Here is a 26,028-nt window from a genome sequence, read left to right on the forward strand (position 1 = left end):
CTTTTAACGCCTGCGGCCATTAAAAAAGGCAGCCCGTAGGCTGCCTTAGTCTCCCCATATCACAACTTAGCTGTTGCGGATGTATTCATCCATTTCAGTTTTCAGGTTATCGGATTTGGTACCGAAAATAGCCTGAACGCCTGAACCTGCAACAACCACGCCTGCGGCACCCAGTTTTTTCAGGCCAGCCTGATCAACTTTCGCCACATCCGCCACGCTCACGCGCAGACGAGTGATACATGCGTCGAGGTTAGTAATGTTCTCTTTACCGCCGAACGCGGCAATCAGAGCCGGAGCCATTTCGCTGGTCGCGCCAGCTTTACTGTCTTCGGTGGCGTCTTCACGACCCGGGGTTTTCAGATCCAGCGCTTTGATCAGCACGCGGAACACCACGTAGTAAACAATCGCGTAGCAGATACCGACGATCGGGAACAGCCACAGCTTGCTGCTGTTGCCAGACAGAACGATGAAGTCGATCAGACCGTGAGAGAACGACGTACCGTCACGCATACCCAGCAGGATACAGATCGGGAAGGCCAGACCTGCCAGAATCGCGTGGATGATGTACAGGATCGGCGCAACGAACATGAACGAGAACTCGATCGGCTCGGTAATACCGGTCAGGAACGAGGTCAGCGCTGCGGAGATCATGATACCGCCCACTTTCGCGCGGTTTTCTGGTTTAGCAGAGTGCCAGATAGCGATAGCGGCGGCCGGCAGACCGTACATTTTGAACAGGAAGCCGCCGGACAGTTTGCCCGCAGTCGGGTCGCCTGCCATATAGCGAGGAATATCACCGTGGAAGACCTGACCTGCTGCGTTGGTGTATTCACCAATCTGCATCTGGAAAGGAACGTTCCAGATGTGGTGCAGACCAAACGGCACCAGGCAGCGCTCAATGAAACCGTAGATACCGAACGCGACAACCGGGTTCTGGTAAGCGGCCCACTGGGAGAAAGTCTGGATTGCGGTACCGATCGGTGGCCAGATAAAGGACAGGATCACGCCAGTGAAGATCGCTGCCAGGCCGGAGATAATTGGCACAAAACGCTTGCCCGCAAAGAAGCCCAGATACTCAGGCAGCTTAATGCGATAGAAGCGGTTGAACATGTAGGCTGCGATGGCACCGGAGATGATACCGCCGAGGACGCCGGTATCCGCCAGGTGTTTAGCCGCAATCTCTTCAGCAGGTAAATGCAGAACCAGAGGTGCAACCACGGCCATGGTTTTCACCATGATGCCGTAAGCGACGACCGATGCCAGAGCGGATACGCCGTCGTTATTGGTGAAGCCAAGTGCGACACCGATAGCAAAAATCAGCGGCATGTTAGCGAAGACCGAACCGCCCGCTTCCGCCATGACGTGGGAAACTACGGCTGGCAGCCAGCTGAAGTTTGCGGAACCGACGCCCAGCAGGATACCTGCGATAGGCAGTACGGATACCGGCAGCATCAGCGATTTACCGACCTTCTGCAGGTTAGCAAATGCATTCTTAAACATAATTGAGAGTGCTCCTGAGTATTTGGTGCTTTTTTACGTTTTCACGCATTGGCCCGGGGGGAGAACCGCGCCGTGGACAGGACATCTAAGCGCCCTTTATTTATTACACAGAGTAAAATAATTACCGGGATGATTGTTTGACGGCTATCACGTTTCAATCAGACACCCATTAAAAACTGACATTGATTTACATACTCGTGTCTGAATGTTGCCAAAAAACCTTCACCGCCCCATTTGTGGCGGTGAACTTTACTCGCTTTAGCTATTAATTACGAGCCTTAAAATAATAAGCAATATCAGAGAGGTTGCAGCCGGGAGGGGTCAATATGAAAAAGCGTCGCGAAATTTTCAGTCGTCTGTTGTGCCAGTTGCTCCAGCGATACGCCCTTGAGGACCGCCATATACTCGGCGACGTCCCTGACCATTGCCGGCTGGTTCTCTTTGCCGCGATGCGGTACCGGCGCCAGATACGGCGAATCGGTCTCCACCAGCAGGCGATCGAGAGGTACATAGCGCGCAGCATCGCGAAGCTGCTCCGCATTACGGAACGTCACAATGCCGGAAAACGAGATATAGAACCCCATATCCAGCAGCTTACCCGCTGTCTCCCTATCCTCAGTGAAACAGTGTAGTACGCCACCGCAATCCGTCACTTTTTCTTCGCGTAAAATTTCCAGCGTATCGGCGCGGGCATCGCGGGTGTGAACAATAACCGGCTTATTCAGCTCCCGGCCTATACGGATATGATCGCGAAACGACGCCTGCTGACGCGCTTTTGTTTCCGGCGTGTAGAAATAATCGAGCCCGGTCTCGCCCATCGCGACGACGCCGTTCTCTGCTGCGAGTTTGCGCAGCTCTTCAACGTCATACTCTTCATCCTGGTTTAACGGATGGACGCCGCAGGAAAAAACGACGTCGTGACGCTGCCCCACCAGCTCGCGCATACCGCGGTATCCCGGCAGCGTCGTCGCCACCGCCAGGCAAAATTTCACATCGCGCGCGGAAGCCTTTGCCAGTACATCGTCCACATCTTTATGCAGCGTTTGATAATCCAGGCCATCGAGATGGCAATGGGAGTCGACTAAAAACATGATGTCTCTCTCAGAGGTGGGATACGGGAAGAACCGCCCCGGGTTGCAGGTAATGTTCCCAGCGCAGAAGGCGCTCGGTTAGCAGCAGTTCGCGATTAATGCCGACAACGCTCAACAGCTGTTCGCGGCAGGCGCTGACGTCACGCGCAATCGCCTGCAGGCGCGCCGCCGGCAGCGCAGCGGCCAGCTGATTGACCAGTGGCCAGGCGTCCGGATTGCTGATAAGCGTAATCCCCTGCTGCCTTTTTTGCGCATCGACCAGCAGCGATGCCAGCCAGTGCAGGCGAATCGCAGCCTGTTCATGGTTCAAAATCGGCAACAGCGTCAGCCAGTCGCCGTGAGTTAAAATATTACCCAGGATCTGACAAAGCTGCTGGCGCGGTGCCCAGTGAGTATCCTGCAGCAGATCCAGCGCTGCCGCTGGCGCGTTGGCGCTCAGCCGCAGCGCCGCGAGCAGCGCGTCTTGTGACATCGTCACTTCACGCTCTAACCACGCCAGCGCGTAGCGTTCTGTAGGCGGAGCAAGGTGATACAAACGACAGCGGCTGCGCAGCGTTGCCAGCAGGCGCGCTGGCTCCTGACAGGCCAGGAAGAACCAGGTATTCTCCGGCGGCTCCTCCAGCGTTTTAAGCAGCGCGTTTGCCGCCGCATCCGTCAGCATAGCGGCATCGCCTATCCACACCACCTTCGCGCCGCCAAGCCGGGCGTGCTCATAAAGCTTTTCGCTCACCTCGCGCACGGCATCGATCCCGAGCGAGCTCTTCCCCTTTTCCGGGGCCAACGCATAATAATCAGGATGGGTACCGGCCTGCATCAGCTGACAGCTGTGGCAATGACCGCAGCTTTTATGCCCTTCCGGCTGGCGGCACATCAGAAAGCGACAAAGCGCGTAAATCAGCGCATCGCTGCCCATGCCCGGCAGCGCCTGGACCATCAGCGCATGGTGGCCCCGTCCCGCCTGATAGCTGGCAACCAGCTGTTCAAAGGGCGGGCGTAACCACGGATACCATTTCATGGGAGTTGCTCCGCAACCCACCGATTCACCACCGCACGGATGTCGCGCTCGACGGCCTCCAGCGGCTGGGTGGCGTCAACGGTGCGGATGGTGGGATCCTGCGCCGCCAGTTCAAGGTAGCGCGCACGAGTTCGATTAAAGAAATCCAGCGACTCCTGCTCAATTCGGTCAAGTTCGCCGCGGGCGCGGGCGCGCTTCAGGCCCACCTCCGGAGTCACATCAAGATAAAGCGTCAGATGGGGACGAAAGTCTCCCAGTACCGCGTCACGCAGGGTCGCCAGCATCGTCTGGTCGATACCGCGACCGCCGCCCTGATAGGCCTGGGTAGAGAGATCGTGACGATCGCCAATGACCCATTGACCGCGCGCCAGAGCGGGTTTAATCACCGTCTCTACCAGCTGTACGCGCGCCGCGTAAAACATCAGCACTTCCGCTTTATCATTAATCACTTCATCGCCGGTGGACTGAATATCCAGCACCAGGCTGCGCAGCTTCTCGGCCAGAATGGTGCCGCCCGGTTCGCGGGTAAACACCATATCGCTAACGCCCAGCTGTTTTAGCGTCTCTACCACACATTCACGCGCGGTGGTTTTCCCTGCGCCCTCCAGGCCCTCGATGACGATATAGTTACTGCGCATTTTTTTCCTTAAGTACTTTCAAATAATCCTGAACCGAGCGGTTATGGCTGGCCAGGTTGGTGTTAAACGTATGCCCGCCCTTACCGTCCGCGACAAAATAAAGATACGGCGTTTTCGCCGGATGCGCGGCGGCGTTCAGCGAGGCCTCGCCCGGTGCGGCAATGGGTCCGGGCGGCATACCGTTAATGGCATAGGTATTGTAAGCGGTCGGCGTTTCCAGGTCTTTACGCGTCAATTTGCCATTATAACTCTCCCCCATCCCGTAAATCACGGTGGGATCGGTTTGCAGACGCATGCCGATACGTAAACGATTAATAAATACCGATGCGACGCGGTCGCGCTCTTCCGGCAGCGCCGTCTCTTTTTCAATGATAGAGGCCATCGTCAGCAGCTGATTCTTATCATGATACGGCAGATTCTCCATCCGCCCTTCCCAGGCTTTATCGACCGCGGCAACCATCTTCTGATGCGCGCGCTTAAGGATCGCCACATCGCTGGTATTGGCGGTATACATCCAGGTATCCGGCCAGAACCAGCCTTCGACCCAATCGGGATGTTCCAGTTCAAGGGCCTTCGCCACGGTTTCATAGCTGTCATCCGCCAGCGTATGCTTGACGTAAGGCGCATCGCGCAGCTGACGCAGGTAGTCACTCACCCGCATACCTTCAACGAAGCGCAGCGGAAACTGCGCCTCTTTACCGCTGGCGAGCAGCTGCAGCATCTGGCGTACCGTCATATCAGGCGTGAAGCGATAGGTCCCGGCTTTAAAGTGGGACAGCTCAGGCTTGATGCGCAGCAGCCACTGGAACACCCGAGGGCGGTTAATGACTTTATCGCTATACAGCTGTTGCCCAAGCGCCAGGCGCCCCGTTCCGGCCTCAAGGGTAAAGATGGTCTCTTCTTTAATCAGTAACTTACTGTCCGCCAGCTGGCGAACTTTCCACATACCGATGCCCGCGGCGATGCCCAGCACCACCACCAACAGCAGAATGAAACGTAACATTTTCTTCATGGCTAATCAGACAGCTCACACAAGGGGGCTAAAAAATGATAAAGCTCGCGCGTGGACCAACGTTTATCGTTCCAGCGGCGAACAGGCACCAGCGGCATTAATGCGTTACAGACAAGGACCTCGTCGGCTTCGCGTAACGCCTCTGGGCGCATGGTGGCTTCGACAACGCGAAACGGCGATGGTGCCAGCCTAGCGAGAATGTACTGGCGCATAATACCGTTGACCCCCGCCTGATCGAGGCGCGGGGTAAAGACGTCGCATCCTTTACGCCAGAATAAGTTCGCGGCACAGCATTCCGTAAGCCACCCGTCGCTGTCAAGGACCAGCGCTTCATCGGCGTCCGTCTGCTCAAGATGAGAACGAATCAGCACCTGCTCCAGCCGATTAAGGTGTTTGAGGCCGGCGAGCGAGGGATTGCGTCCCAGCCTGACAGGGCTCAACGTCACAGAGATCCCCTCCTCGCGCCAGCGAAGATAGTGCTCCGGCCAGGGCGATACGCTGAGGATTCTCACGGGATTCACGCAGCCGGCAGCGCTGTATCCGCGCCCCCCCGCCCCGCGCGTGATGATGACCTTCAGCACGCCATCCTGATGGGGCTGTGCCAGATGCGCCATCTCCTGCGCTAATAGCGCCCAGTCGTCGTAGGGGATAAAGAGCTGTTCACAGGCCTTCTGCAGGCGGGCCAGATGGGCTGACAGCAGCTGAACCCGGCCTCTGACGATGCGCGCCGTGGTAAAGCAGCCATCGCCGAACTGAACGCTGCGATCGTTCACCGCAAGCGTTTCACTTTCAGCGCCATTTATCAAATACATAAAAGTCTCCTTATCGCTGGCCGGTTAGTTTCGCAGGAGGAGATACATTGAACAAGCGGAGAAAACTGAATAAAAAAAGGCCCGACGAGCGGGCCAGTTTTTCGATGAGCATTGACGTCAGCAAAGACGTGGCGTCAGGCGCGCATCACACCCTTTTAAAGATTAGCGAGCCGTTAGTGCCGCCGAAGCCGAAGGAGTTACACAGGGTATACTCCAGATCGCTAACCTGACGCGCTTCGTGCGGAACGAAGTCCAGATCGCAACCGTCATCCGGGTTATCCAGGTTGATGGTTGGCGGAACCGCCCGATCGCGCAGCGCGAGGATGGAGTAGATAGACTCTACTGCGCCCGCGGCGCCCAGCAGGTGGCCGGTCATTGACTTAGTCGAGCTGACCATGACGCGGCTGGCAGCGTCACCGAAGACAGATTTCACCGCCTGCGCTTCTGCTTTATCGCCTGCCGGCGTAGAGGTGCCGTGGGCGTTGACGTAGCCAATCTGGCTAGCTTCAATGCCAGCATCACGAATGGCGTTCACCATCGCCAGCGCGGCTCCAGCACCATCTTCCGGTGGCGAAGTCATATGGTAGGCATCGCTGCTCATACCAAAGCCGACGATTTCCGCATAGATTTTCGCGCCGCGTTTTTTCGCGTGCTCATACTCTTCCAGCACGACCATGCCGGCACCGTCGCCGAGCACGAAACCGTCACGCTCTTTATCCCATGGACGGCTTGCCGCCTGCGGGTTGTCATTGCGCGTGGACAGCGCGCGCGCTGCACCAAAGCCGCCTACGCCCAGCGGGGTACTGGCTTTTTCCGCACCACCGGCGACCATTGCGTCAGCATCGCCATAGGCGATAACGCGCGCGGCGTGACCAATGTTGTGTACGCCAGACGTGCAGGCGGTTGCGATGGAAATGCTTGGTCCACGCAGACCAAACATGATGGTCAGATGCCCGGCCACCATGTTAACGATTGTGGAAGGAACAAAGAACGGGCTGATCTTACGCGGTCCGCCTTTTACCAGCGAACTGTGGTTTTCTTCGATCAGGCCAAGCCCGCCAATACCGGAACCAATAGCGGCACCGATGCGGGTAGCATTCTCTTCCGTCACTTCAAGGCCAGAATCCTGCATGGCCTGAATGCCAGCGACAATTCCATATTGAATGAAGGCGTCCATCTTGCGCTGTTCTTTGCGCGAGATGAAGTCATCACAGTTAAAATCCTTTACTAAGCCAGCAAATTTCGTTGCATAGGCGCTAGTATCGAAATGGTCGATCAGGCTGATGCCACTCTGACCGGCAAGGAGAGCTTTCCAGGTAGACTCTACGGTATTGCCGACAGGAGACAACATGCCCAGTCCGGTCACAACTACACGACGCTTAGACACGGTTGTCCTCCAGGGAGGGAAAATAGATTCTTGTGGGACAAAATATAGATAAAACTCAGGCGGTCGAATGACCGCCTGGAGATGTTCACTTACGCCTGGTGGCCGTTGATGTAATCAATGGCAGCCTGAACAGTAGTGATTTTCTCAGCTTCTTCGTCCGGAATCTCAGTATCAAACTCTTCTTCCAGAGCCATTACCAGCTCAACGGTGTCAAGAGAATCAGCGCCCAGGTCTTCAACGAAGGAAGCATTGTTGGTAACTTCTTCCTGCTTAACGCCCAGCTGTTCGCCGATAATTTTCTTAACGCGTTCTTCGATAGTGCTCATACTCTTAAATTTCCTATCAAAACTCGCTTTCGCGATGGTTTTCGTAGTGTATAAAATGTTGAAAAATTTGCAACTAAATCCCGGCAGGTCTTACCACGATTTTACGCTATTTTGCGGCTGTTTGCCCTCATAACGCAAATCATTTTGTACAAAACATTACGGTGAACCGCACAGACTGCGCGGTTCCTGAGCGTTTTGCACAAATCTCGGTCAGACCATATACATTCCGCCGTTGACGTGCAGAGTTTCACCGGTGATGTAACTCGCTTCGTCAGAGGCTAAAAATGCCACCGCGCTGGCGATTTCATTTGGAGAGCCTAAGCGCCCCGCAGGAACTGCCGCCAGCGTACCCGCACGCTGCTCATCGGTCAGCGCACGCGTCATGTCCGTTTCAATAAAGCCCGGAGCAACAACGTTTACAGTAATACCGCGGGACGCAACTTCGCGAGCCAGTGATTTACTGAAGCCAATCAGACCCGCTTTCGCCGCAGCGTAGTTGGCCTGACCCGCATTTCCCATGGTACCAACCACAGAACCGATAGTGATAATACGTCCATGACGCTTTTTCATCATAGCGCGCATTACCGCTTTTGACAGACGGAAAACAGATGACAGGTTGGTTTCGATAATATCGTTCCACTCATCATCTTTCATGCGCATTAACAGGTTATCACGAGTAATCCCGGCATTGTTCACCAGGATATCAACTTCACCAAATTCTGCGCGAATATTTCCCAGAACAGATTCGATAGATGCAGGATCGGTCACATTCAGCAGCAGACCTTTACCGTTAGCACCTAAATAATCGCTGATCGCCTGCGCGCCGCTCTCGCTGGTCGCAGTACCGATAACTTTCGCGCCACGGGCAACGAGCGTTTCAGCGATTGCGCGGCCAATCCCGCGACTTGCACCGGTAACCAGCGCGATTTTTCCTTCAAAACTCATGGTTTTCCTCTTTTATTGCTCAAGCGCCGCAGACATCGCCGCCGGCTCGTTAAGCGCGGAAGCGGTCAGGGTGTCAACAATACGTTTAGTCAGACCGGTGAGGACTTTACCCGGACCAACTTCATACAGATGCTCTACGCCCTGTGATGCCATAAACTCAACGGTTTTGGTCCACTGAACCGGACTATACAGCTGGCGAACCAGGGCATCACGGATAGCATCAGGCGCCGTTTCACTTTTCACGTCGACGTTGTTTACCACCGCAATCGTCGGCGCGTTAAAGGTGATTTTCTGCAGCTCAACCGCCAGTTTTTCCGCCGCCGGCTTCATCAGCGCGCAGTGGGACGGTACGCTGACCGGCAGCGGCAGGGCACGTTTCGCACCCGCAGCCTTACAGGCGGCTCCCGCGCGCTCGACGGCCTCTTTGTTACCCGCAATAACCACCTGTCCTGGCGAGTTAAAGTTTACCGGAGAAACCACCTGCCCTTCAGCAGATTCTTCGCAGGCTTTGGCAATCGCAGCGTCGTCAAGCCCGATGATCGCGGACATCGCACCGGTACCTTCCGGTACCGCTTCCTGCATAAACCTGCCGCGCATCTCAACCAGGCGGACGGCATCAGCAAAATCGATAACGCCTGCGCATACCAGCGCAGAGTATTCGCCGAGGCTGTGGCCCGCCAGCAAAGCGGGCGCTTTACCGCCCTGCTGCTGCCAGACGCGATACAGCGCTACGGAGGCGGTTAGCAGAGCCGGCTGCGTCTGCCAGGTTTTGTTCAACTCTTCCGCCGGGCCCTGCTGTGCAAGCGCCCACAGATCGTAACCCAACGCCGCAGAGGCTTCACGGAACGTCTCTTCAATGACCGGGTAAGCGGCCGCCATGTCTGACAGCATCCCGACACTCTGAGAGCCCTGTCCCGGGAACACAAAAGCAAATTGCGTCATGTTTAAATCCTTATCCTAAAAACGAACCAGCGCGGAACCCCAGGTGAAACCACCACCGAAGGCTTCCAGCAGAATAAGCTGACCACGTTGAATGCGGCCATCGCGAACGGCTTCATCCAGCGCACAGGGAACAGATGCCGCCGACGTATTGCCGTGTCTGTCGAGCGTGACGACCACGTTGTCCATCGACATGCCCAGCTTCTTCGCCGTGGCGCTGATAATACGCAGGTTGGCCTGATGCGGCACCAGCCAGTCAAGCGCAGAGCGCTCGAGGTTGTTCGCAGCTAAAGTCTCGTCCACGATGTGCGCCAGCTCGGTTACCGCCACCTTAAAGACTTCATTACCCGCCATCGTCAGATAGATGGGGTTTTCCGGTTCGACGCGATCGGCGTTCGGCAGCGTCAGCAGCTCGCCGTAGCTGCCATCTGCGTGCAGATGGGTGGAGATGATGCCCGGCTCTTCAGAAGCGCCCAGCACCACGGCACCGGCGCCATCGCCAAAAATAATAATGGTTCCGCGATCGGCAGGATCGCAGGTGCGCGCCAGCACGTCAGCGCCGATCACCAGCGCGTAATCCACCGCACCGTTTTTCACGTATTGATCGGCAACGCTGAGCGCGTAGGTGAACCCCGCGCAGGCCGCAGCGACGTCAAACGCCGGGCAGCCTTTAATACCCAACATTGATTGAATCTGGCAAGCCGAGCTAGGAAACGCATGGGTACCGGAGGTGGTCGCAACAATAATCAGACCAATTTGCTCCGGCTTGACGCCCGCCATGTCCAGCGCATTCTTAGCGGCTTCAAGGCCCATCGTAGCAACTGTTTCATTCGGTGCGGCAATACGACGCTCGCGGATACCGGTACGAGTAACAATCCACTCGTCAGACGTATCGACCATATTTTCCAGTTCAGCGTTCGTACGCACGTGCTCAGGCAGATAGCTGCCGGTACCAATAATCTTCGTATACATGTACGCTCAGTCACTCTTGGGTAATATACCGGGTTAACTCAAACTGCGAGGCGTCAGTCGTTGCCGGTCATCCGGGTTTGAGGCCTGGAATTTCCGCTTCTGCCGCCTTCAGGCAATTCGAAACCTGCAGGGTATAAAGATTCCAGGCGAGCGGCAATTCGCTGAGGAACCTGCCGCTGCACAGCCTGCACTGCCTGCTCTATCGCGACGCAAAAAGCGCGCTGATTGGCAGCCCCATGACTTTTAATCACGGAACCGCGTAATCCTAACAGACAGGCACCATTATACTGGTCGGGGTTGAGGTGACTGAATCGCCTCGACAGGCTTTTTTGTAACCAACGCTTTAATAAAAGCAGCCACCACGACCTTTTTTTCCCCTCTCCCTGTGATTTCAACAGTGAAAGGAACATTCTGACAACACCTTCCATCGTTTTTAATGTGACGTTGCCCGTGAATCCATCACAAACCAAAACATCCGTCTTGCCCGTCAACAATTCGTTGGCTTCCAGATACCCAATATAGTTGAGGGTTGGCAGGGTCTTCAAAACCGCCGCCGCGTCGCGAATGCTGCTGAGACCTTTCATCTCTTCTTCGCCGATATTCAGAAGCGCAACGCGGGGATCCTTAATACCGATCGCTTCTTCGGCAAGAACCGCCCCCATGATGGCAAACTGCACCAGCATTGTGCTATCGCAATCCACGTTAGCGCCTAAATCCAGCACCACCGTTTTGCCCTTCAGCTGATGCGGCAACATAGTAACCAGCGCTGGGCGCTCGATCCCCTCAATGGGCTTAAGCAGCAGCTTCGCCAGCCCCATCAGCGCTCCGGTATTACCCGCACTGACGCAGGCCTCCGCCCGCCCTTCTTTCACTAACTCAAGCGCAATGCGCATTGAGCTACCGCGACTGGCGCGAATCGCTTGCGCGGGTCGAGCATCACTGGCAATAACTGACTGCGCAGGGATAACCTGCAGACGTGAACGTTGTTCAAAATCAGCTTTGGCAAGTAATGGCGCGATAGTGTCGGGATCGCCGACTAAAAGAAGTGTGAGTTGTGAATTAGAGTTCAGTGCCTGCAATGCTGCAGGCACTGTCACGGAAGGGCCAAAATCCCCGCCCATGACATCTAACGCCAGGGTTAGACGTGTCAAGGTATCGTCGCTGCTCGGTTCGGTTATTCCCCAGTTACCCGGGGAGATCCTCACTAAGCTTCATCACGCTTTTACTCTTCGTCTTTCACGCGGCAAGTGCGTTGACTGCGCTCGTTCACACCAGTCACATAGTGAGCTATGCTCCTGGTGCTTCTCTCGCTTGCGTCTTCTTGCAACGCGAAATCCATGGAGTAATGCGTGATTACTTAGCGATAACCTTGCGACCGCGGTAGAAACCGTCGGCAGTGATGTGGTGACGCAGGTGTTTTTCACCAGAAGCTTTGTCTACAGACAGGCTGGTGACTGCGGTCAGCGCGTCATGGGAACGACGCATGCCACGTTTGGAACGGGTTGGTTTATTCTGTTGTACGGCCATGGACCTTACTCCTCAATTACTTATGCTTTAAGCTGGCTAATACGGCAAATGGATTTGGTTTTTGTGCCTCTTCAGGCAGTTCACCAAAGACCATGTCCGCGTCGGACACTTCACAGTGTTCAGAATCATGCACCGGAACTACGGGCAAGGCGAGGATGATTTCATCTTCAACCAGCGCCAGCAGATCGATTTCACCGAATTCGTTAACCTCAATCGGCTCATACGCTTCCGGCAGTGCTTCGGCCTGTTCGTCATTTCTGACGGGGCTGAAACAATACGTTGTGTGAACATGATGGGGGAACGGTTTCCCGCAACGCTGACATTCGAGGGTTACCGACACTGTCGCATCGCCGCTTAAAACGGCAAGACGCTGGTTATCGATAGCGAACGACATGCTGCATTCCACATCGCTGTCCACGCTGACAACAGAATCAGCGACACGCACAGCCTGATCACGGGTATAGATACCTTGGTAATCTAAGCGTTTTTGAGCCGTGCGAACCGGATCGAGAGTCAGGGGTAATTTTACCTTTTGCATAGGGCGCGCATATTAACTTTGTAACGTCATAGAGTCAAAGAAAAAGGCAGCCTCAGGTTGCCTTTTGCCATTTATTCGCACACATTGCGGCGCATAGTTTAAAATGATGCTCTGCGAAGCGCTATATGTGGATGAAAAAATATGTCTGAACTAATCCTCGCGTCAACCTCGCCGTGGCGGCGAATGCTGCTGGAAAAACTGTCGGTGCCTTTTGAATGCGCTGCGCCGAACGTTGATGAAACCCCGCTGCCCGGCGAACCTGCCCGCCAGCTGGTGATGCGTCTGGCGCAGGCAAAGGCGCAGGCCCTTGCCGCACGCTACCCACAGCACCTCATTATAGGCTCCGATCAGGTTTGTGTCCTGGACGGTGAAATTACCGGCAAACCGCATACGGAAGAAAACGCCCATCGCCAGCTGAGAAAGGCCAGCGGCACCATCGTCACGTTCTATACCGGCCTGGCGCTGTACAATTCCGCCAACGGCCATCTACAAACGGAATGCGAACCTTTCGACGTTCATTTCCGCCGTTTAAGCGACCAGGAAATTGAGAGCTATATCCGCAAGGAAAACCCGCTGCAGTGCGCCGGAAGCTTTAAAAGCGAAGGTTTAGGCATCACGCTATTCGAACGGCTTGAGGGGCGCGATCCCAACGCGCTGGTCGGTTTGCCGCTCATTGCCCTGTGCCAGATGCTGCGCCGGGAAGCGTTGAATCCCCTGCTCACGTAAACATGATAAAGGCCCCCCGATCCCGCGCGGTCTCTTCCTGAGGCCGCGTGCCGCCGCTTTACCCGGTGCCCAACGGAGCAGAGCAGGTTTACCCCAACTTAATTAATGCATCGCCTGTCACAGTTTATTTTACCCGCGCCATTAGAATCCATTATGAAACGTTGTTTTATTTTTAAATGGAGCCACTATGCCAACCCGCGCTACGCTTTTGACCCTCACCCTGCTGGCCGCCGCCGGCGTTAATGCCCATGACTGGCAGCGCCAGGGCATCGTAGAGGGCAATCTTCCTGCCTCCTGGCAGCAGTTGAAAGCGCAGATGACCTACCCGGACTCGTGGCTCTCTGGCCACTACCGTGATTTTGAGCAATGGCGACAGCAGGCTCGTACGCTGCTTCGGCAGTCTCTGCTAACCCCGGCGTCGACACTCCCCTTCGCGCCGCAAACGCTGATGAGAGAAAATCGAGGCGCGTATACCGCCGAGAAGCTGGCCTTCAACGTAACCGACGATAACAGGATTGCCGCGCTGATGTTGACGCCAAATTCCCCCGGCCCTCACCCGGCAATTGTTCTGCTGCACGACCATGGCTCAAAGTTTGATATCGGTAAGGAGAAGCTAATCCGTCCGTGGAACGACACTGCACGGCTGGCCAGCGCCGAGGCGTGGGCGGATAAATTTTTCAGCGGTCGGTTTATCGGCGATGAACTGGCGCAGCGCGGCTATGTCGTCATCGCCATTGATAGCCCGGGTTGGGGGGACCGAGGGCCGATGGTCTACGAGCAGCAGCAGGCCCTCGCCAGCAACTACTTTAACCTGGGGCGCTCGCTGGCAGGTGAAGTTGCCTATGAAGATCTGCGTACCGTCGATTTCCTCAGCACTTTAAAAACGGTTGATAGTCAACGCATTGGGGTCGTGGGTTTCTCAATGGGCGGTTTTCGCGCCTGGCAGCTGGCCGCCCTGTCTGACAAAGTCGCCGCGACTGCGGTTATCTCCTGGTTTGGAACCTGGAACGGCCTGATGCAGCCTGGCAACAACGTTTTGCGCGGCCAGTCGGCGTTTTATATGCTTCACCCTGGCTTATCCGGACGCCTCGATATTCCCGATATCGCCAGCATTGCCGCGCCAAAACCGATGCTTATTTACAGCGGCGGACAAGATAAGCTCTTCCCGGCGGAAGCCGTTAACGACGCCTTCGCAAAAGTACATAAAGTGTGGGCGTCGCAAAACGCGCAGGATAAGCTGGAAACAAAAACGTGGCCGGAACTGGGCCACGTTTTTAATCAACAACAGCAGGATGAAGTTTTCCCCTGGCTTGCCAGGTGGCTCAAACCCTGAGCCTGAGCGCGGTCATTTCGCGTTACGCAAGACCTGCAGGCAGCGCTTAAGCTGATTATCTAAGGGGGCTTCAATGCGCATAATCTCCCCGCTACCCGGATGGGTAAACTTCAGCGCCGCCGCATGCAGAAACAGCCGGTTAAGGCCGGTGCCCGCCAGCTGCTTATCAAATTCACGGTCGCCGTAGCGGTCGTCAAAAGCAATAGGGTGGCCGGCGTATTGCGTATGCACGCGGATTTGATGCGTACGACCGGTCACCGGGCTGCAGCGCACCAGCGTCGCATGGGTATAACGCTCTTCAACTTTAAAGCGCGTCTCCGACGGTTTCCCCTCCTGGTTAACCCGCACAATGCGCTCACCGCTCTGCAGAATATTTTTCAGCAGCGGTGCCTGCACCACTTTAGTATGCGACTGCCACTGCCCGCGCACCAGCGCCAGGTAATCCTTCTGCATTCCTTTGTCGCGCAGCTGCTCGTGCAGGGAACGCAGCGCGGAGCGCTTTTTGGCGACCAGCAGCACGCCGGAGGTGTCGCGATCCAGGCGATGCACCAGCTCCAGGAAACGCGCTTCCGGACGCAGCGCGCGCAGACCTTCAATTACGCCAAAGCTCAATCCGCTGCCGCCGTGTACCGCCGTTCCGGAAGGCTTGTTAAGCACCAGGATATGATCGTCTTCATATAAAATCACATCGGCCAGCGCGGCCACTTTTTGCAGGTGTGGAGAGACCGCCTCTTCTTCTTTCTCAGAGACGCGAACCGGCGGGATGCGCACTTCGTCGCCGACTTCCAGCTTATATTCCGGCTTCACGCGCTTTTTGTTAACCCGCACCTCGCCTTTACGCAAGATGCGATAAATCATGCTCTTCGGTACGCCCTTCAGCTGCGTACGCAAAAAGTTGTCGATACGTTGCCCGGCTTCATCATCAGCAATGGCAACCATTTTTACGCTTGGGATCTCAGTTTTCATGGTGCGCGATTCTAAATAGCCCGACGCATTAGCGCCACTCATTTTTATATGCTTATATTTATCATCATCCGGATTTCACAGTACGCTTCATCATCGTTTTGTTTGTTATTAGAACAATCTGTATACGCGGGTGAAAAAACTGTGAGTAACCGGGTGATAAAAGGTGAAAGTCAACTTGCTATAACGAGCTTAGCAATGGAATAATGATGCAGTATTCCGTGCTGAAACTTGTTAGAACAAGAAATTAGCGGAATGACCAATTTTGTCTGACCGATCATCAACGCAGCAATGGCGTAAGACGTATTGATCTTTCAGACAGTTAGCGGGCTGCGGGTTGCAGTCCTTACCGGTACAGGCTCTATGGATTTCACGTCGCAGGAAGGCGTTCACACTGGGATATCCCGGCGCTCATCTGGATCAAATGATTAAGATGAGCAGGTTAAGCCGCCACGCCTGCTGCATGAAAAACGATGGGTATAAATGGAATCTTCTCTGGTGATACATCCCAGGCAGTTCCCCTGATAAGTGCGCTGTGTTTCCGTTTGAAATACAGGCGACCGACACTCTGCGCCTCTTAAGCGCGCGACAGCCGTGAGGTTGGCGACGTGAAACAGACACGAGGCCATCGGTTTTCCCCGGTAAGGCGTTACTCTGCCCGTAGCTTAGTCGTCAATGTAAGAATAATGAGTAAGTTACGATGAAAAGAATGTTAATCAACGCAACTCAGCAGGAAGAGTTGCGCGTCGCCCTTGTTGATGGGCAGCGCCTGTACGACCTGGATATCGAAAGCCCCGGGCACGAACAGAAAAAAGCGAACATCTACAAAGGCAAAATCACTCGTATTGAACCTAGCCTCGAAGCCGCATTTGTTGATTATGGTGCCGAGCGTCATGGTTTCCTCCCTCTCAAAGAAATTGCCCGCGAATACTTCCCTGCCAACTACAATTCTCACGGTCGTCCAAACATCAAGGACGTGCTGCGTGAAGGCCAGGAAGTGATTGTCCAGATCGATAAAGAAGAGCGTGGCAATAAAGGCGCCGCGCTGACCACCTTTATCAGCCTGGCGGGTAGCTATCTGGTGCTGATGCCGAATAACCCACGCGCTGGCGGTATTTCACGCCGCATCGAGGGTGACGATCGCACCGAACTCAAAGAAGCGCTGGCCAGCCTTGAGCTGCCGGACGGCATGGGACTTATCGTTCGCACCGCTGGCGTCGGCAAATCCGCCGAAGCGCTGCAGTGGGACTTAAGCTTCCGCCTGAAGCACTGGGAAGCCATCCAGAAAGCCGCAGACAGCCGCCCTGCTCCGTTCCTGATCCATCAGGAAAGCAACGTCATCGTGCGCGCTTTCCGCGACTATCTGCGTCAGGATATCGGCGAAATCCTTATCGACAACCCGAAGGTGCTTGAGCTGGCTCGCCAGCACATTGCGGCGCTGGGTCGTCCGGATTTCAGCAGCAAAATCAAACTGTACACCGGGGAAATCCCGCTGTTCAGCCACTATCAAATCGAATCGCAGATTGAGTCCGCTTTCCAGCGTGAAGTGCGTCTGCCTTCCGGCGGTTCTATCGTTATCGACAGCACCGAAGCGCTGACCGCTATCGATATCAACTCCGCACGCGCCACCCGCGGCGGCGACATCGAAGAAACGGCGTTTAATACCAACCTTGAAGCAGCCGATGAAATCGCTCGTCAGCTGCGTCTGCGCGACCTTGGCGGCCTGATCGTTATCGACTTCATCGATATGACCCCGGTTCGCCACCAGCGTGCGGTAGAAAACCGCCTGCGCGAAGCCGTCCGTCAGGACAGAGCGCGCATCCAGATCAGCCATATTTCCCGCTTTGGACTGCTGGAGATGTCGCGTCAGCGCCTGAGCCCGTCGCTCGGGGAGTCCAGCCATCACGTCTGCCCGCGCTGTAGCGGAACGGGTACCGTGCGCGATAACGAATCGCTGTCGCTTTCTATTCTGCGTTTGATCGAAGAAGAAGCGCTGAAAGAGAACACCAAAGAAGTTCACGCTATCGTACCGGTGCCGATTGCCTCTTACCTGCTGAACGAAAAACGTGCCGCGGTAAGCGCGATTGAAACCCGTCAGGCCGATGTGCGCGTTATTATCGTGCCAAACGACCAGATGGAAACGCCGCACTACTCTGTTCTGCGCGTGCGTAAGGGCGAAGAGACCTCCACGCTGAGCTATCTGCTGCCGAAACTGCACGAAGAAGAGATGGCCATGCCTTCTGATGAAGAGCCGGCCGAGCGTAAACTCCCGGAACAACCGGCGCTGGCTGCTTTTGTCATGCCTGACGCGCCTCCGGCTCCGGCCCAGGAAGAGCCAGCCAGAGCCGCGGCTACCGTTGCGCCTGCCGCATCCGCACCGAAGGCGGCAGCGCCGGCGCAGCCTGGCCTGGTTGCCCGCTTCTTCAGCGCGCTGAAAAATATGTTCTCCAGCGAGGAAGAGACTAAACCGGCAGAAGTTCAGGTTGAGAAAAAAGCGGAAGAGAAATCCGAGCGTCAGCAGGATCGTCGTAAACCGCGTTCCAACAACCGCCGCGATCGCAATGACCGCCGCGACAACCGCGACAACCGGGATAATCGCGATAGCCGCGAGAACCGCGATAGTCGTGCCGAGAACAGCGAAGGCCGCGAGTCTCGTGAAGAAAACCGCCGCAACCGTCGTGAGAAGCAGCAGCAGAACGCTGAGCCGCGCGAAATCCGCCAGACAACGGTCGAAGATAGCGAAAAAGGCAAAGCGCGCGACGAGCAGCAGCCGCGCCGCGAACGTAATCGCCGTCGTAACGATGATAAACGTCAGGTTCAGCAGGAAGCCAAAGCGCAAACCCGCGAAGAGCCGGTTGTTCAGGAGAGCGAGCAGGAAGAGCGCGTGCAGACGATGCCGCGTCGTAAACCTCGCCAGCTGGCGCAGAAGGTGCGTATTGAATCCGCCGCCGCTGAACAGGTTGTCGAGCCGGTAGCCGCGCCTCAGGTCGCCGAAGCGCCGGTCGTCCAGCCGGAAGCCGCAGCGCCGCGCACTGAACTGGCGAAAGTCGACCTGCCGGCGGTTGTTGAAACCGCTGCGGAACATGATGAGAACGGTGAAGCCCGCGAATCCAACGGTATGCCGCGTCGTTCACGTCGTTCCCCTCGTCACCTGCGCGTCAGCGGCCAGCGCCGTCGTCGCTACCGTGATGAGCGTTACCCGACGCAATCCCCGATGCCGCTGACCATAGCCTGCGCATCGCCGGAAATGGCGTCTGGTAAAGTGTGGATCCGCTACCCGGTCGTTCGCCCTCAGGACCAGCAGCAGGAAGACGTGCAGGTTCAGGAGTTCTCAACCACTGCGGCTGAGCCCGTCGTCGCGCCAGTGGCTGCCGCTGAGCCGGTTGTCTCTGAAGTGATTGCCCCGGCTGTCGCCGCAGAAAGCGCAGTCGAGCCAGTGGCCACTACCGAGCCTGTGGCGGTGATTAGCGAACCTGAAGTTCCGGTCGTAGAAACCACGCATCCGGAGGCTATCGCCGCCCCGGTTGATGAACAGCCGCAGCTGATTGCCGAAGCCGATGAAGCCGTGGCCGAAGAAGTTGTCGCAGAAGCCGTTGACGTCGTTGCGCAAGAAGCTGTCGAACCGGAAGCTGCGGTCGCTGAACCTGTGGCGGTTGAAGAGACGGCGGTGGTTGTTGAGGAAGCGCCTGTTGTTTCCGAACCGGTGGTTGAACCTGCACCAGCGGCGGAGCCGGTCGTTGCGACTCAACCTGTTGTCACGGCTGCGCCGGTCGTTAAGGTCGCCAATCGTCACGCCACGGCGCCGATGACCCGCGCCCCAGCGCCAGACTACGTACCTGAAGCGCCTCGTCAAAGCGAGTGGGTTCGCCCGAACTTTGATTTTGACGGTAAAGGTTCTGCTGGCGGTCATAGCGCCACGCACAAAGCCGCTGCCGGACCTACTCGTCCGCAGCCCGTAGAGTAACGTCACCTCGACAAGACCGGCCCCCGCGGCCGGTCTTTTTTTATTCCCCTTCCGGACGCTGCATCCCCGCAATCTGCGGCATGACCTCACGCATCAGATCGAGAAACTTACGCAACCGCGTCGGATAGTAGCGCGCCCAGGGATACACCAGGTGTACCGGCAGCGGTGAGGCTCGCCACTGCGGGAACAGCTCCACCAGCCGCCCGGCGGCAATATCGTCCGCTACCGCCCAGCTCGACACAATCGCCGCGCCCAGCCCCGCCAGCGCGGTATTACGCGCCACATGCACGCTATCGGTACTCAGACACGGCGCGATGGCAAAGGTAATAAGCTGCTCATCCACCTGCGACTGCAGCCTCACCTCATGCTGATAGAACGTGCTGATGGCTATCCACGGCAGCAACGACATCTCCTGCGGCGCGCTTAACGGCGGCAAGTTCGCCAGCAGCGATGGGGATGCCACCACGCTGCGGGGAACCTCGGCCAGCAGTACCGATACCGTAGCCGGATCCACCTCGGCCCCCACGCGAATCGCGCAGTCGATACCATCGCTCAGAAAATCGACCGTCTTATCGTTCAGCATCCATTCAACCGCCAGCTGGGGATAGCGCTGCAAAAAATCCACCAGCGGCCCCAGCAGCTGTTGCTGACCAAACGCATGCGGGGCCCGCACCCTTAAAATTCCCACCGGCCGGTCATCGGCGATCCGCAGGTCGTCCTCCAGCGCCAGCCAGGCATCGACGACCTGGCGGGCATGCTGATAACAGCGCTCACCGTCATCGGTCAGCTTCATCGCGTGAGTCGTGCGCAGAATCAGCTTTGCGCCAAGCAGCCCCTCCAGAGACTGAAGCCGTCGACTTACCGTCGCCTGGGTCGTATTCATCTGTACCGCGGCGGCGGAGAGAGACCCGGCCTCCACGATACGAATGAACGTACGCATCAGTTCGATACGATCTATACGCTCTTGCTTCTTTATTTATATTTTGCCTATACGTTTAGCGTATAACCGTTTTACCACCGGGCTATCTACCGCGCCAGCCGGATTACGGGAAAAATAGCGCCATCGCTTCTAAGAGGAATCCACCATGACACCAACTCCACTCACCTCCCGCGCCGCCGGGTGGGTCATTTTCATCCTTGCGCTGGGCGCGGGCTTCAGCGTCGCCTCAATCTATTACGCGCAACCGCTGCTGCCGCTGATGGGGGCTAACCTCCATTTGAGCGTTGAGGGTATGGGTCTGGTTCCGACCCTGACCCAGGCCGGCTACGCGCTGGGCATACTTTTCCTTCTCCCGCTTGGCGACCGCCACGACCGCAGAAAGCTGATCCTGATGAAAAGCGCCGCGCTGGCCGTCCTGTTGCTGCTCTGCAGCCTTACCGGTCAGCTAAGCTCTCTGCTGATTGTCAGCCTGCTTATCGGTATGGCCGCGACCATGGCGCAGGATATCGTACCGGCAGCCGCGATTCTGGCTCCCGCGGGCAAGCAGGGGAAAATGGTGGGTACGGTGATGACCGGCCTGCTGCTGGGGATCCTGCTGTCGCGAACCGTTAGTGGTCTGGTGGGGGCGCTATTCGGCTGGCGGGTAATGTATCAGGCGGCTGCGGTCAGCATCGCGATGATTGGTGTGGTGATGTGGCGCGTGCTGCCGCGCTTCGAAATTCACTCAACCCTCAGCTACCCGCAGCTGATGAAATCGATGGCGCATCTGTGGAAACGCTATCCGGCACTGCGTCGCGCCGCATTCGCCCAGGGATTCCTCTCTATCGCCTTTAGTGCCTTCTGGTCTACGCTTGCGGTCATGCTGTTGGCGCACTATCAGATGGGCAGCGCGGTAGCCGGTGGCTTCGGTATTGCAGGGGCTGCCGGGGCGCTTGCCGCCCCGCTGGCCGGCGGCCTGGCCGACAAGTTCGGCGCAGAAAAAGTCACGCAAATGGGCGCGGCGCTGGTGACGGTTTCGTTTGCCCTGATGTTTTTGCTGCCTGCGCTACCGCCGCATGGTCAGCTAATCCTGATTGCCATCTCGGCCGTCGGTTTTGACCTGGGGCTGCAATCCAGCCTCGTAGCGCACCAGAACCTGGTGTATGGCCTGGAGCCGCAGGCGCGCGGACGCCTCAACGCGCTGCTGTTCACCGGCGTGTTTATTGGGATGTCGCTGGGTTCAGTACTGGGAAGCAAACTGTATGTGCTCGCAGGCTGGAGCGGCGTGGTGACCCTCGCCGTCGTAACCGGTGCGATTGCCCTTGGGATCCGCCTGCTGGAAAGCGCCAGGGTCGTATCGGCGCAGCGAACCGCCAGATAAAGAGCGAACCGTCAGGTAAAAAAAGCCGCTGTGCAATTCCTGCAGAGCGGCTTTTCTTTCATCAGAACAACTCAAACCGTGCGGCGAGCAAACTCTTTCACGCGAAAGCCCAGCAGCAGCAGCGTCGCGAAATAGGCGACAACGCCGGCCACCACGACCACCATCAAGCGCAGCAGGCGGAACGGCATCGTCCCCTGCGACCACTCCGGCATCAGGTACATCACGCCCAGCAGCGCCGCTGACATAATAATCACCGCGATGACCAGACGCAGCAGGAACAGGAACCAGCCCGGCTGAGGCGTAAAAATTTTCTGTTTCCGCAGCTGCCAGTAGAGCAGCGCGGCGTTCAGGCAGGCCGCCAGACCAATCGACAACGACAGACCAGCGTGCTTCAGGGGGCCAATAAAGGCGAGGTTCATCACCTGCGTCATGATCAGCGTGACGATGGCAATTTTCACCGGCGTTTTAATGTCCTGCCGCGAATAGAATCCGGGAGCCAGCACCTTCACGACGATGAGCCCCATCAGCCCGACAGAATACGCCACCAGCGCGCGCTGGGTCATCGCGGCATCAAAAGCGGTAAATTTCCCGTACTGGAATAACGCGACCGTCAGCGGCTTGGCCAGGATCCCTAACGCCACCGCGCTCGGTAGCGCGAGCAGGAAGCACAGGCGTAATCCCCAGTCCATCAAACGGCAATATTCATCGTGATTGCCGCTGGCGAAGCTTTTAGACAGCGAAGGCAGCAAAATGGTCCCCAGCGCCACGCCCAGTACGCCGGACGGAAACTCCATCAGACGATCGGCGTAGTACATCCACGATACGGAGCCGGAAACGAGGAATGAGGCAAAAATCGTGTTAATGATCAGCGAGATTTGGCTGACTGAGACGCCGAGAATCGCCGGGCCCATCTGTTTTACCACCCGCACCGCGCCAGCATCTTTAAGGTTGACCCGCGGCAGCACCAGCATGCCGATTTTTTTCAGATGCGGCAGCTGCCAGGCTAGCTGCAAAATACCGCCAACCGTTACCGCCCACGCCATTGCCAGCATCGGCGGATTAAAATAGGGCGCGGCAAACAGCGCAAAACCAATCATGCTGACGTTCAGGAAGGTCGGGGCAAAAGCAGGCACCGAAAAGCGGTTCCAGGTATTCAGGATGGCGCCCACGAGTGAAGCCAGGGAGATCAACAGAATATAGGGAAAAGTGATGCGCAAGAGCTGCGTGGTCAGGGCGAACTTTTCGGGCGTATTGGCAAATCCCGGCGCGGTGATAGTAATCACCCACGGTGCCGCCAGCATACCGGCGACGGTGACCAGCGCCAGAACCAGCGTCAGCAGCCCCGAAACATAGGCGACGAAAACCCGGGTCGCATCTTCACCCTGCTTGCTTTTATACTCCGCCAGAATCGGCACAAAAGCCTGTGAGAAAGCGCCTTCAGCAAAAATACGCCGTAAAAGGTTCGGGAGTTTAAAAGCAACGAAGAAGGCGTCGGTGGCCATCCCCGCGCCAAAAATACGCGCCACAATCGCATCGCGCGCAAAGCCCAGCACGCGCGAAAACATGGTCATCGAACTGACGGCCGCCAGTGATTTTAAAAGATTCATTAACGTGTTATTCCACAACCCTGGAGTAAAACGCCCGCAAATGCGGGCGCTGGAAAGTGGCGATAGTCTACCGGGTTCATAATGAATTACTACTGTCAGTTGTTACAACGGATTATTCGCTCATCGCTTCGCGCCACAGTTTCTCTATAACGCGCTGAGCAAGCAGCGCCTGCTCGCCGGACGTTTCAGGAACCGTCTGATTTTGCACGCATTCGATAAAATGCCGCGCGCAGCCGGTAAATCCACGCTGCTCAAGGGTGGTCTGCCAGCCAGGGATCGGGCGCTGGATCACGCCGCGCCCCCGCTCCTCCTGCCACTCCCGCATATCCCGGACTTCATATAATCCGCCGTCGGTCACCGCCTGTACCCACTCCCGCTGGCTTCCGGCGCGGCGGTGCATACTGGTGGTTATCTGCATCATTCCGCAACTGAAATGGTGTTCGGCATACAGCATCTCCCCTTGAGCGGTGGTGTGCAGCGTACCGCCGCTTAAACGCGCTTTATCGCCCGCCAGCCATAGCGCGGTATCGACGACGTGCAGATAGTCATCCAACAGCGTGAAGCGCAGATCGTGGCCCACGCTGTCGCTACGGTGCTTATCCATCCGCAGCGACGCAGCGCTCCCGAGCTGGGCCTTCAGCTCGCGATAGAGGGGGGCAAAACGGCGGTTAAACCCGACCATTAGCGTGAGATGACGGCGAGCGGCCAGCTCAACCAGCGCCTCCGCATCGCTGAGTTTATCCGCCAGCGGTTTATCAACGCAGACATGCACTCCGGCATTGAGCAGGCGGGAAACCACTTCATAATGTGAAGCCGTTGAAGTATGCACGAATACGGCATCACACTGCGCCGCCAGCTGTTCCAGAGAATCCGCATAGGGAATACGCCAGGTTTCACAGATACGCAGCGCTTTCTCTTTCCCGGGCGACCACGCCGCCTGTAGCGTCCAGTCATCGGCGGCCCCCAGAACCGGTAACCACGCCTTTTGCGCGATACCGCCCAGGCCAACCACTCCTATACGTAGTTTCGCCGACATGCTTAATCTCCCAGGTGAGCCAGCAGTGAATCGAGACGCGCTTTCAGCTCGGCAACTTCCGCCTCCAGCGCCTCAACGCGCATCTGAAGATCGTCGCCGGGCGGCGACACGGCCTCCACGACGGTAATCAGTGAATCCATATCATCGCAGAACAGATGCATATAGCGGCTTTCACGCTTGCCAGGCTCCCGCGGCAGACGCGCAACATAGGGGCCATCTTCTCGCGAAGCCAGGTTTTCGAGGACGCTTTCAACCTCGGCCATATCGCTGAATTCATGCATTCGCTGCGCGCGACCGCGGAGTTCGCCAGGCGTCTGCGCCCCGCGCAGCAGCAGTGTGGTCACGATAGCGACTTCCGCCGGCGTGAATTTCAGATCGCCGAATTCAGAGTTGCAGAAGCGTTGTTCATACTTGGTCACCCGATTGCCGAAACCGCTGACCGTACGCAAATAATGGCGTTTGACTAGCGTATCGAGCAGATCCTGAACTTCACTTTCGCTGAGCGACATTACCGGTTCACGGTTTGTTTTCTGGTTACAGGCGGTGACCACCGCGTTGACCGACAGAGGGTACTGCTCCGGCGTGGTGACCTGCTTTTCCAGCAGGCAGCCAATGACCCGCGCCTCATGCGCGGTTAACTGATATTTCATGATGTCTCCTTAGCGACCCGGGGTCCAGTCCGGTGTCGTCAACGCCGTCAGTACGTGATCGCGCCACTGCCCATCAATGAGCAGGTAATCTTTGGCGTAACCCTCTTTTTCAAAGCCCAGACGCGCCAGCAAATCGCCGCTGCGCTGATTATGCGGCATATAGTTTGCCATTATGCGATGGATATGTTGCGTGCGCTGCATATAGCGAATGGCCGACGTCAGCGCTTCATACATCAGCCCCTGCCCTTGCCATTTCTCCCCGATGGAGTAGCCGAGATAGCAGGCATGAAACGATCCGCGCACCACGTTCGAAAAATTCGCCACGCCGATGATCTCTTTTTCTTCCGGGTCAAGCAGAGCAAAATAGAACGCCGAGCCCTGCTTATGAAACTCAGAAATCATCGATAAACGCGCCTGCCAGCCGGAAGGATAACAGTGGCTGTCATCGCGCACCGGTTCCCAGGGTTTTAAGAACCCTTTATTTTCCGCGTAATAATCGGCCAGACGCCAGGCGTCACGATCGTGCACCAGCCGAACCACCAGCCGGTCCGTCGTCAAACGCACCTTCGGTACGTTACTGCGATAGCCAAACATTCCCCTCTCCTGTTCCCCTGACGCAATACTTGCTGACTTTACTATACCTGTCCTGCACGGCGGTGTGAAAACAGCAACATACCATTTTCTGCACCATCTCTGCTTTTCGATGAATAGCCTCTATCGTTCTTGCATTTTGATAAAAAAATATTG

General features: G+C 56.6%; 24 protein-coding genes. 4 read left to right on the forward strand and 20 right to left on the reverse strand.

Annotation, left to right across the window (positions count from 1 at the left end; translation table 11 throughout):
- Window positions 1–66: 66 nt before the first annotated feature.
- The 14 genes from ptsG to yceD all read right to left on the reverse strand — a co-directional run bounded on the left by ptsG (window position 67) and on the right by yceD (window position 12,702).
- Window positions 67–1,500, reverse strand: coding sequence for a PTS glucose transporter subunit IIBC (gene ptsG / locus SIK97_RS21305; protein ID WP_014228844.1), 1,434 nt, complete (start codon window positions 1,498–1,500; stop codon window positions 67–69).
- Between the two features lie 296 nt (window positions 1,501–1,796).
- Window positions 1,797–2,591, reverse strand: a complete 795-nt coding sequence (locus SIK97_RS21310; protein ID WP_032749596.1) for a metal-dependent hydrolase — start codon at window positions 2,589–2,591, stop codon at window positions 1,797–1,799.
- A 10-nt stretch (window positions 2,592–2,601) separates the two neighbouring features.
- Window positions 2,602–3,606: a DNA polymerase III subunit delta' gene (gene holB, locus SIK97_RS21315; RefSeq protein WP_032749598.1), complete on the reverse strand. Its 1,005-nt coding sequence runs from the start codon at window positions 3,604–3,606 to the stop codon at window positions 2,602–2,604.
- Entirely contained in the window at window positions 3,603–4,244 is a 642-nt protein-coding gene (gene tmk / locus SIK97_RS21320) for a dTMP kinase (protein WP_025106911.1), read from the reverse strand. Before tmk ends, holB begins: the two co-directional genes overlap by 4 nt.
- Window positions 4,234–5,256 carry a cell division protein YceG gene (gene yceG, locus SIK97_RS21325; protein WP_004849912.1) on the reverse strand — a complete coding sequence of 341 codons (1,023 nt, stop codon included), beginning with the start codon at window positions 5,254–5,256 and terminating at the stop codon, window positions 4,234–4,236. Before yceG ends, tmk begins: the two co-directional genes overlap by 11 nt.
- 2 nt (window positions 5,257–5,258) lie before the next feature.
- Window positions 5,259–6,068: an aminodeoxychorismate lyase gene (pabC, locus tag SIK97_RS21330; RefSeq protein ID WP_032749600.1), complete on the reverse strand. Its 810-nt coding sequence runs from the start codon at window positions 6,066–6,068 to the stop codon at window positions 5,259–5,261.
- Between the two features lie 145 nt (window positions 6,069–6,213).
- A complete protein-coding gene (gene fabF, locus SIK97_RS21335; RefSeq protein ID WP_004849908.1) occupies window positions 6,214–7,455 on the reverse strand; it encodes a beta-ketoacyl-ACP synthase II in 1,242 nt (413 codons plus the stop codon).
- Between the two features lie 89 nt (window positions 7,456–7,544).
- Window positions 7,545–7,781, reverse strand: coding sequence for an acyl carrier protein (acpP, locus tag SIK97_RS21340; protein ID WP_000103754.1), 237 nt, complete (start codon window positions 7,779–7,781; stop codon window positions 7,545–7,547).
- A 210-nt stretch (window positions 7,782–7,991) separates the two neighbouring features.
- A complete protein-coding gene (gene fabG, locus SIK97_RS21345) occupies window positions 7,992–8,726 on the reverse strand; it encodes a 3-oxoacyl-ACP reductase FabG (protein WP_004131399.1) in 735 nt (244 codons plus the stop codon).
- A gap of 12 nt (window positions 8,727–8,738) precedes the next feature.
- Window positions 8,739–9,668 carry an ACP S-malonyltransferase gene (gene fabD / locus SIK97_RS21350; RefSeq protein WP_025106909.1) on the reverse strand — a complete coding sequence of 310 codons (930 nt, stop codon included), beginning with the start codon at window positions 9,666–9,668 and terminating at the stop codon, window positions 8,739–8,741.
- Window positions 9,669–9,683: 15 nt separating this feature from the next.
- Window positions 9,684–10,637, reverse strand: coding sequence for a beta-ketoacyl-ACP synthase III (locus SIK97_RS21355; protein WP_004131395.1), 954 nt, complete (start codon window positions 10,635–10,637; stop codon window positions 9,684–9,686).
- A 53-nt stretch (window positions 10,638–10,690) separates the two neighbouring features.
- Window positions 10,691–11,788, reverse strand: coding sequence for a phosphate acyltransferase PlsX (gene plsX, locus SIK97_RS21360; protein ID WP_071846169.1), 1,098 nt, complete (start codon window positions 11,786–11,788; stop codon window positions 10,691–10,693).
- A gap of 202 nt (window positions 11,789–11,990) precedes the next feature.
- Complete coding sequence (gene rpmF, locus SIK97_RS21365; RefSeq protein ID WP_004101077.1) at window positions 11,991–12,164, reverse strand: 50S ribosomal protein L32; 174 nt, start codon at window positions 12,162–12,164, stop codon at window positions 11,991–11,993.
- Window positions 12,165–12,180: 16 nt separating this feature from the next.
- Entirely contained in the window at window positions 12,181–12,702 is a 522-nt protein-coding gene (gene yceD, locus SIK97_RS21370; protein ID WP_004849895.1) for a 23S rRNA accumulation protein YceD, read from the reverse strand.
- A 141-nt stretch (window positions 12,703–12,843) separates the two neighbouring features.
- On the opposite strand from yceD, the gene SIK97_RS21375 reads away from it, so the two are divergent.
- Both SIK97_RS21375 and SIK97_RS21380 read left to right on the forward strand, forming a co-directional pair.
- Complete coding sequence (locus SIK97_RS21375; RefSeq protein WP_004849894.1) at window positions 12,844–13,428, forward strand: Maf family protein; 585 nt, start codon at window positions 12,844–12,846, stop codon at window positions 13,426–13,428.
- A gap of 187 nt (window positions 13,429–13,615) precedes the next feature.
- Window positions 13,616–14,761 carry a dienelactone hydrolase family protein gene (locus SIK97_RS21380; RefSeq protein ID WP_032749603.1) on the forward strand — a complete coding sequence of 382 codons (1,146 nt, stop codon included), beginning with the start codon at window positions 13,616–13,618 and terminating at the stop codon, window positions 14,759–14,761.
- A 12-nt stretch (window positions 14,762–14,773) separates the two neighbouring features.
- On the opposite strand, the gene rluC is transcribed toward SIK97_RS21380, so the two are convergent.
- Entirely contained in the window at window positions 14,774–15,727 is a 954-nt protein-coding gene (rluC, locus tag SIK97_RS21385) for a 23S rRNA pseudouridine(955/2504/2580) synthase RluC (RefSeq protein ID WP_170927886.1), read from the reverse strand.
- Between the two features lie 697 nt (window positions 15,728–16,424).
- Between rluC and rne the strand changes: the two genes are divergently transcribed.
- Complete coding sequence (gene rne, locus SIK97_RS21390) at window positions 16,425–19,688, forward strand: ribonuclease E (protein WP_057173145.1); 3,264 nt, start codon at window positions 16,425–16,427, stop codon at window positions 19,686–19,688.
- A 40-nt stretch (window positions 19,689–19,728) separates the two neighbouring features.
- Here the strand turns inward: rne and SIK97_RS21395 are convergent, their stop codons facing one another.
- Entirely contained in the window at window positions 19,729–20,628 is a 900-nt protein-coding gene (locus tag SIK97_RS21395; protein ID WP_239692891.1) for a LysR family transcriptional regulator, read from the reverse strand.
- A gap of 145 nt (window positions 20,629–20,773) precedes the next feature.
- On the opposite strand from SIK97_RS21395, the gene SIK97_RS21400 reads away from it, so the two are divergent.
- Window positions 20,774–21,988: an MFS transporter gene (locus SIK97_RS21400; RefSeq protein ID WP_014228834.1), complete on the forward strand. Its 1,215-nt coding sequence runs from the start codon at window positions 20,774–20,776 to the stop codon at window positions 21,986–21,988.
- A 71-nt stretch (window positions 21,989–22,059) separates the two neighbouring features.
- Here the strand turns inward: SIK97_RS21400 and murJ are convergent, their stop codons facing one another.
- The 4 genes from murJ to rimJ all read right to left on the reverse strand — a co-directional run bounded on the left by murJ (window position 22,060) and on the right by rimJ (window position 25,875).
- Entirely contained in the window at window positions 22,060–23,595 is a 1,536-nt protein-coding gene (murJ, locus tag SIK97_RS21405; protein WP_004849883.1) for a murein biosynthesis integral membrane protein MurJ, read from the reverse strand.
- A gap of 112 nt (window positions 23,596–23,707) precedes the next feature.
- Window positions 23,708–24,631 (reverse strand): Gfo/Idh/MocA family protein, encoded by a 924-nt coding sequence (locus tag SIK97_RS21410; protein WP_032749610.1) that lies wholly within the window; start codon window positions 24,629–24,631, stop codon window positions 23,708–23,710.
- Window positions 24,632–24,633: 2 nt separating this feature from the next.
- Window positions 24,634–25,281, reverse strand: coding sequence for a YceH family protein (locus SIK97_RS21415; RefSeq protein WP_014228831.1), 648 nt, complete (start codon window positions 25,279–25,281; stop codon window positions 24,634–24,636).
- A gap of 9 nt (window positions 25,282–25,290) precedes the next feature.
- The gene (rimJ, locus tag SIK97_RS21420) at window positions 25,291–25,875 is read right to left on the reverse strand and encodes a ribosomal protein S5-alanine N-acetyltransferase (RefSeq protein WP_004131378.1); all 585 of its coding nucleotides are present in this window, start codon (window positions 25,873–25,875) and stop codon (window positions 25,291–25,293) included.
- Window positions 25,876–26,028 lie beyond the last annotated feature (153 nt).

This window comes from Klebsiella sp. JN_Kp126 (assembly GCF_033843325.1).
Classification (GTDB): domain Bacteria; phylum Pseudomonadota; class Gammaproteobacteria; order Enterobacterales; family Enterobacteriaceae; genus Klebsiella; species Klebsiella michiganensis.

Excerpts from the sequence above, each read along its gene's own strand:
- rluC (WP_170927886.1), bottom strand. The coding sequence starts at position 15,727 with ATGAAAACTGAGATCCCAAGCGTAAAAATGGTTGCCATTGCTGATGAT.
- SIK97_RS21355 (WP_004131395.1), bottom strand. The coding sequence starts at position 10,637 with ATGTATACGAAGATTATTGGTACCGGCAGCTATCTGCCTGAGCACGTG.
- rimJ (WP_004131378.1), bottom strand. The coding sequence starts at position 25,875 with ATGTTTGGCTATCGCAGTAACGTACCGAAGGTGCGTTTGACGACGGAC.
- yceG (WP_004849912.1), bottom strand. The coding sequence starts at position 5,256 with ATGAAGAAAATGTTACGTTTCATTCTGCTGTTGGTGGTGGTGCTGGGC.
- tmk (WP_025106911.1), bottom strand. The coding sequence starts at position 4,244 with ATGCGCAGTAACTATATCGTCATCGAGGGCCTGGAGGGCGCAGGGAAA.
- ptsG (WP_014228844.1), bottom strand. The coding sequence starts at position 1,500 with ATGTTTAAGAATGCATTTGCTAACCTGCAGAAGGTCGGTAAATCGCTG.
- yceD (WP_004849895.1), bottom strand. The coding sequence starts at position 12,702 with ATGCAAAAGGTAAAATTACCCCTGACTCTCGATCCGGTTCGCACGGCT.
- SIK97_RS21410 (WP_032749610.1), bottom strand. The coding sequence starts at position 24,631 with ATGTCGGCGAAACTACGTATAGGAGTGGTTGGCCTGGGCGGTATCGCG.
- murJ (WP_004849883.1), bottom strand. The coding sequence starts at position 23,595 with ATGAATCTTTTAAAATCACTGGCGGCCGTCAGTTCGATGACCATGTTT.
- pabC (WP_032749600.1), bottom strand. The coding sequence starts at position 6,068 with ATGTATTTGATAAATGGCGCTGAAAGTGAAACGCTTGCGGTGAACGAT.
- SIK97_RS21395 (WP_239692891.1), bottom strand. The coding sequence starts at position 20,628 with ATGCGTACGTTCATTCGTATCGTGGAGGCCGGGTCTCTCTCCGCCGCC.
- rne (WP_057173145.1), top strand. The coding sequence starts at position 16,425 with ATGAAAAGAATGTTAATCAACGCAACTCAGCAGGAAGAGTTGCGCGTC.
- rpmF (WP_004101077.1), bottom strand. The coding sequence starts at position 12,164 with ATGGCCGTACAACAGAATAAACCAACCCGTTCCAAACGTGGCATGCGT.
- SIK97_RS21375 (WP_004849894.1), top strand. The coding sequence starts at position 12,844 with ATGTCTGAACTAATCCTCGCGTCAACCTCGCCGTGGCGGCGAATGCTG.
- holB (WP_032749598.1), bottom strand. The coding sequence starts at position 3,606 with ATGAAATGGTATCCGTGGTTACGCCCGCCCTTTGAACAGCTGGTTGCC.
- fabD (WP_025106909.1), bottom strand. The coding sequence starts at position 9,668 with ATGACGCAATTTGCTTTTGTGTTCCCGGGACAGGGCTCTCAGAGTGTC.
- SIK97_RS21380 (WP_032749603.1), top strand. The coding sequence starts at position 13,616 with ATGCCAACCCGCGCTACGCTTTTGACCCTCACCCTGCTGGCCGCCGCC.
- fabG (WP_004131399.1), bottom strand. The coding sequence starts at position 8,726 with ATGAGTTTTGAAGGAAAAATCGCGCTGGTTACCGGTGCAAGTCGCGGG.
- SIK97_RS21415 (WP_014228831.1), bottom strand. The coding sequence starts at position 25,281 with ATGAAATATCAGTTAACCGCGCATGAGGCGCGGGTCATTGGCTGCCTG.
- SIK97_RS21310 (WP_032749596.1), bottom strand. The coding sequence starts at position 2,591 with ATGTTTTTAGTCGACTCCCATTGCCATCTCGATGGCCTGGATTATCAA.
- acpP (WP_000103754.1), bottom strand. The coding sequence starts at position 7,781 with ATGAGCACTATCGAAGAACGCGTTAAGAAAATTATCGGCGAACAGCTG.
- SIK97_RS21400 (WP_014228834.1), top strand. The coding sequence starts at position 20,774 with ATGACACCAACTCCACTCACCTCCCGCGCCGCCGGGTGGGTCATTTTC.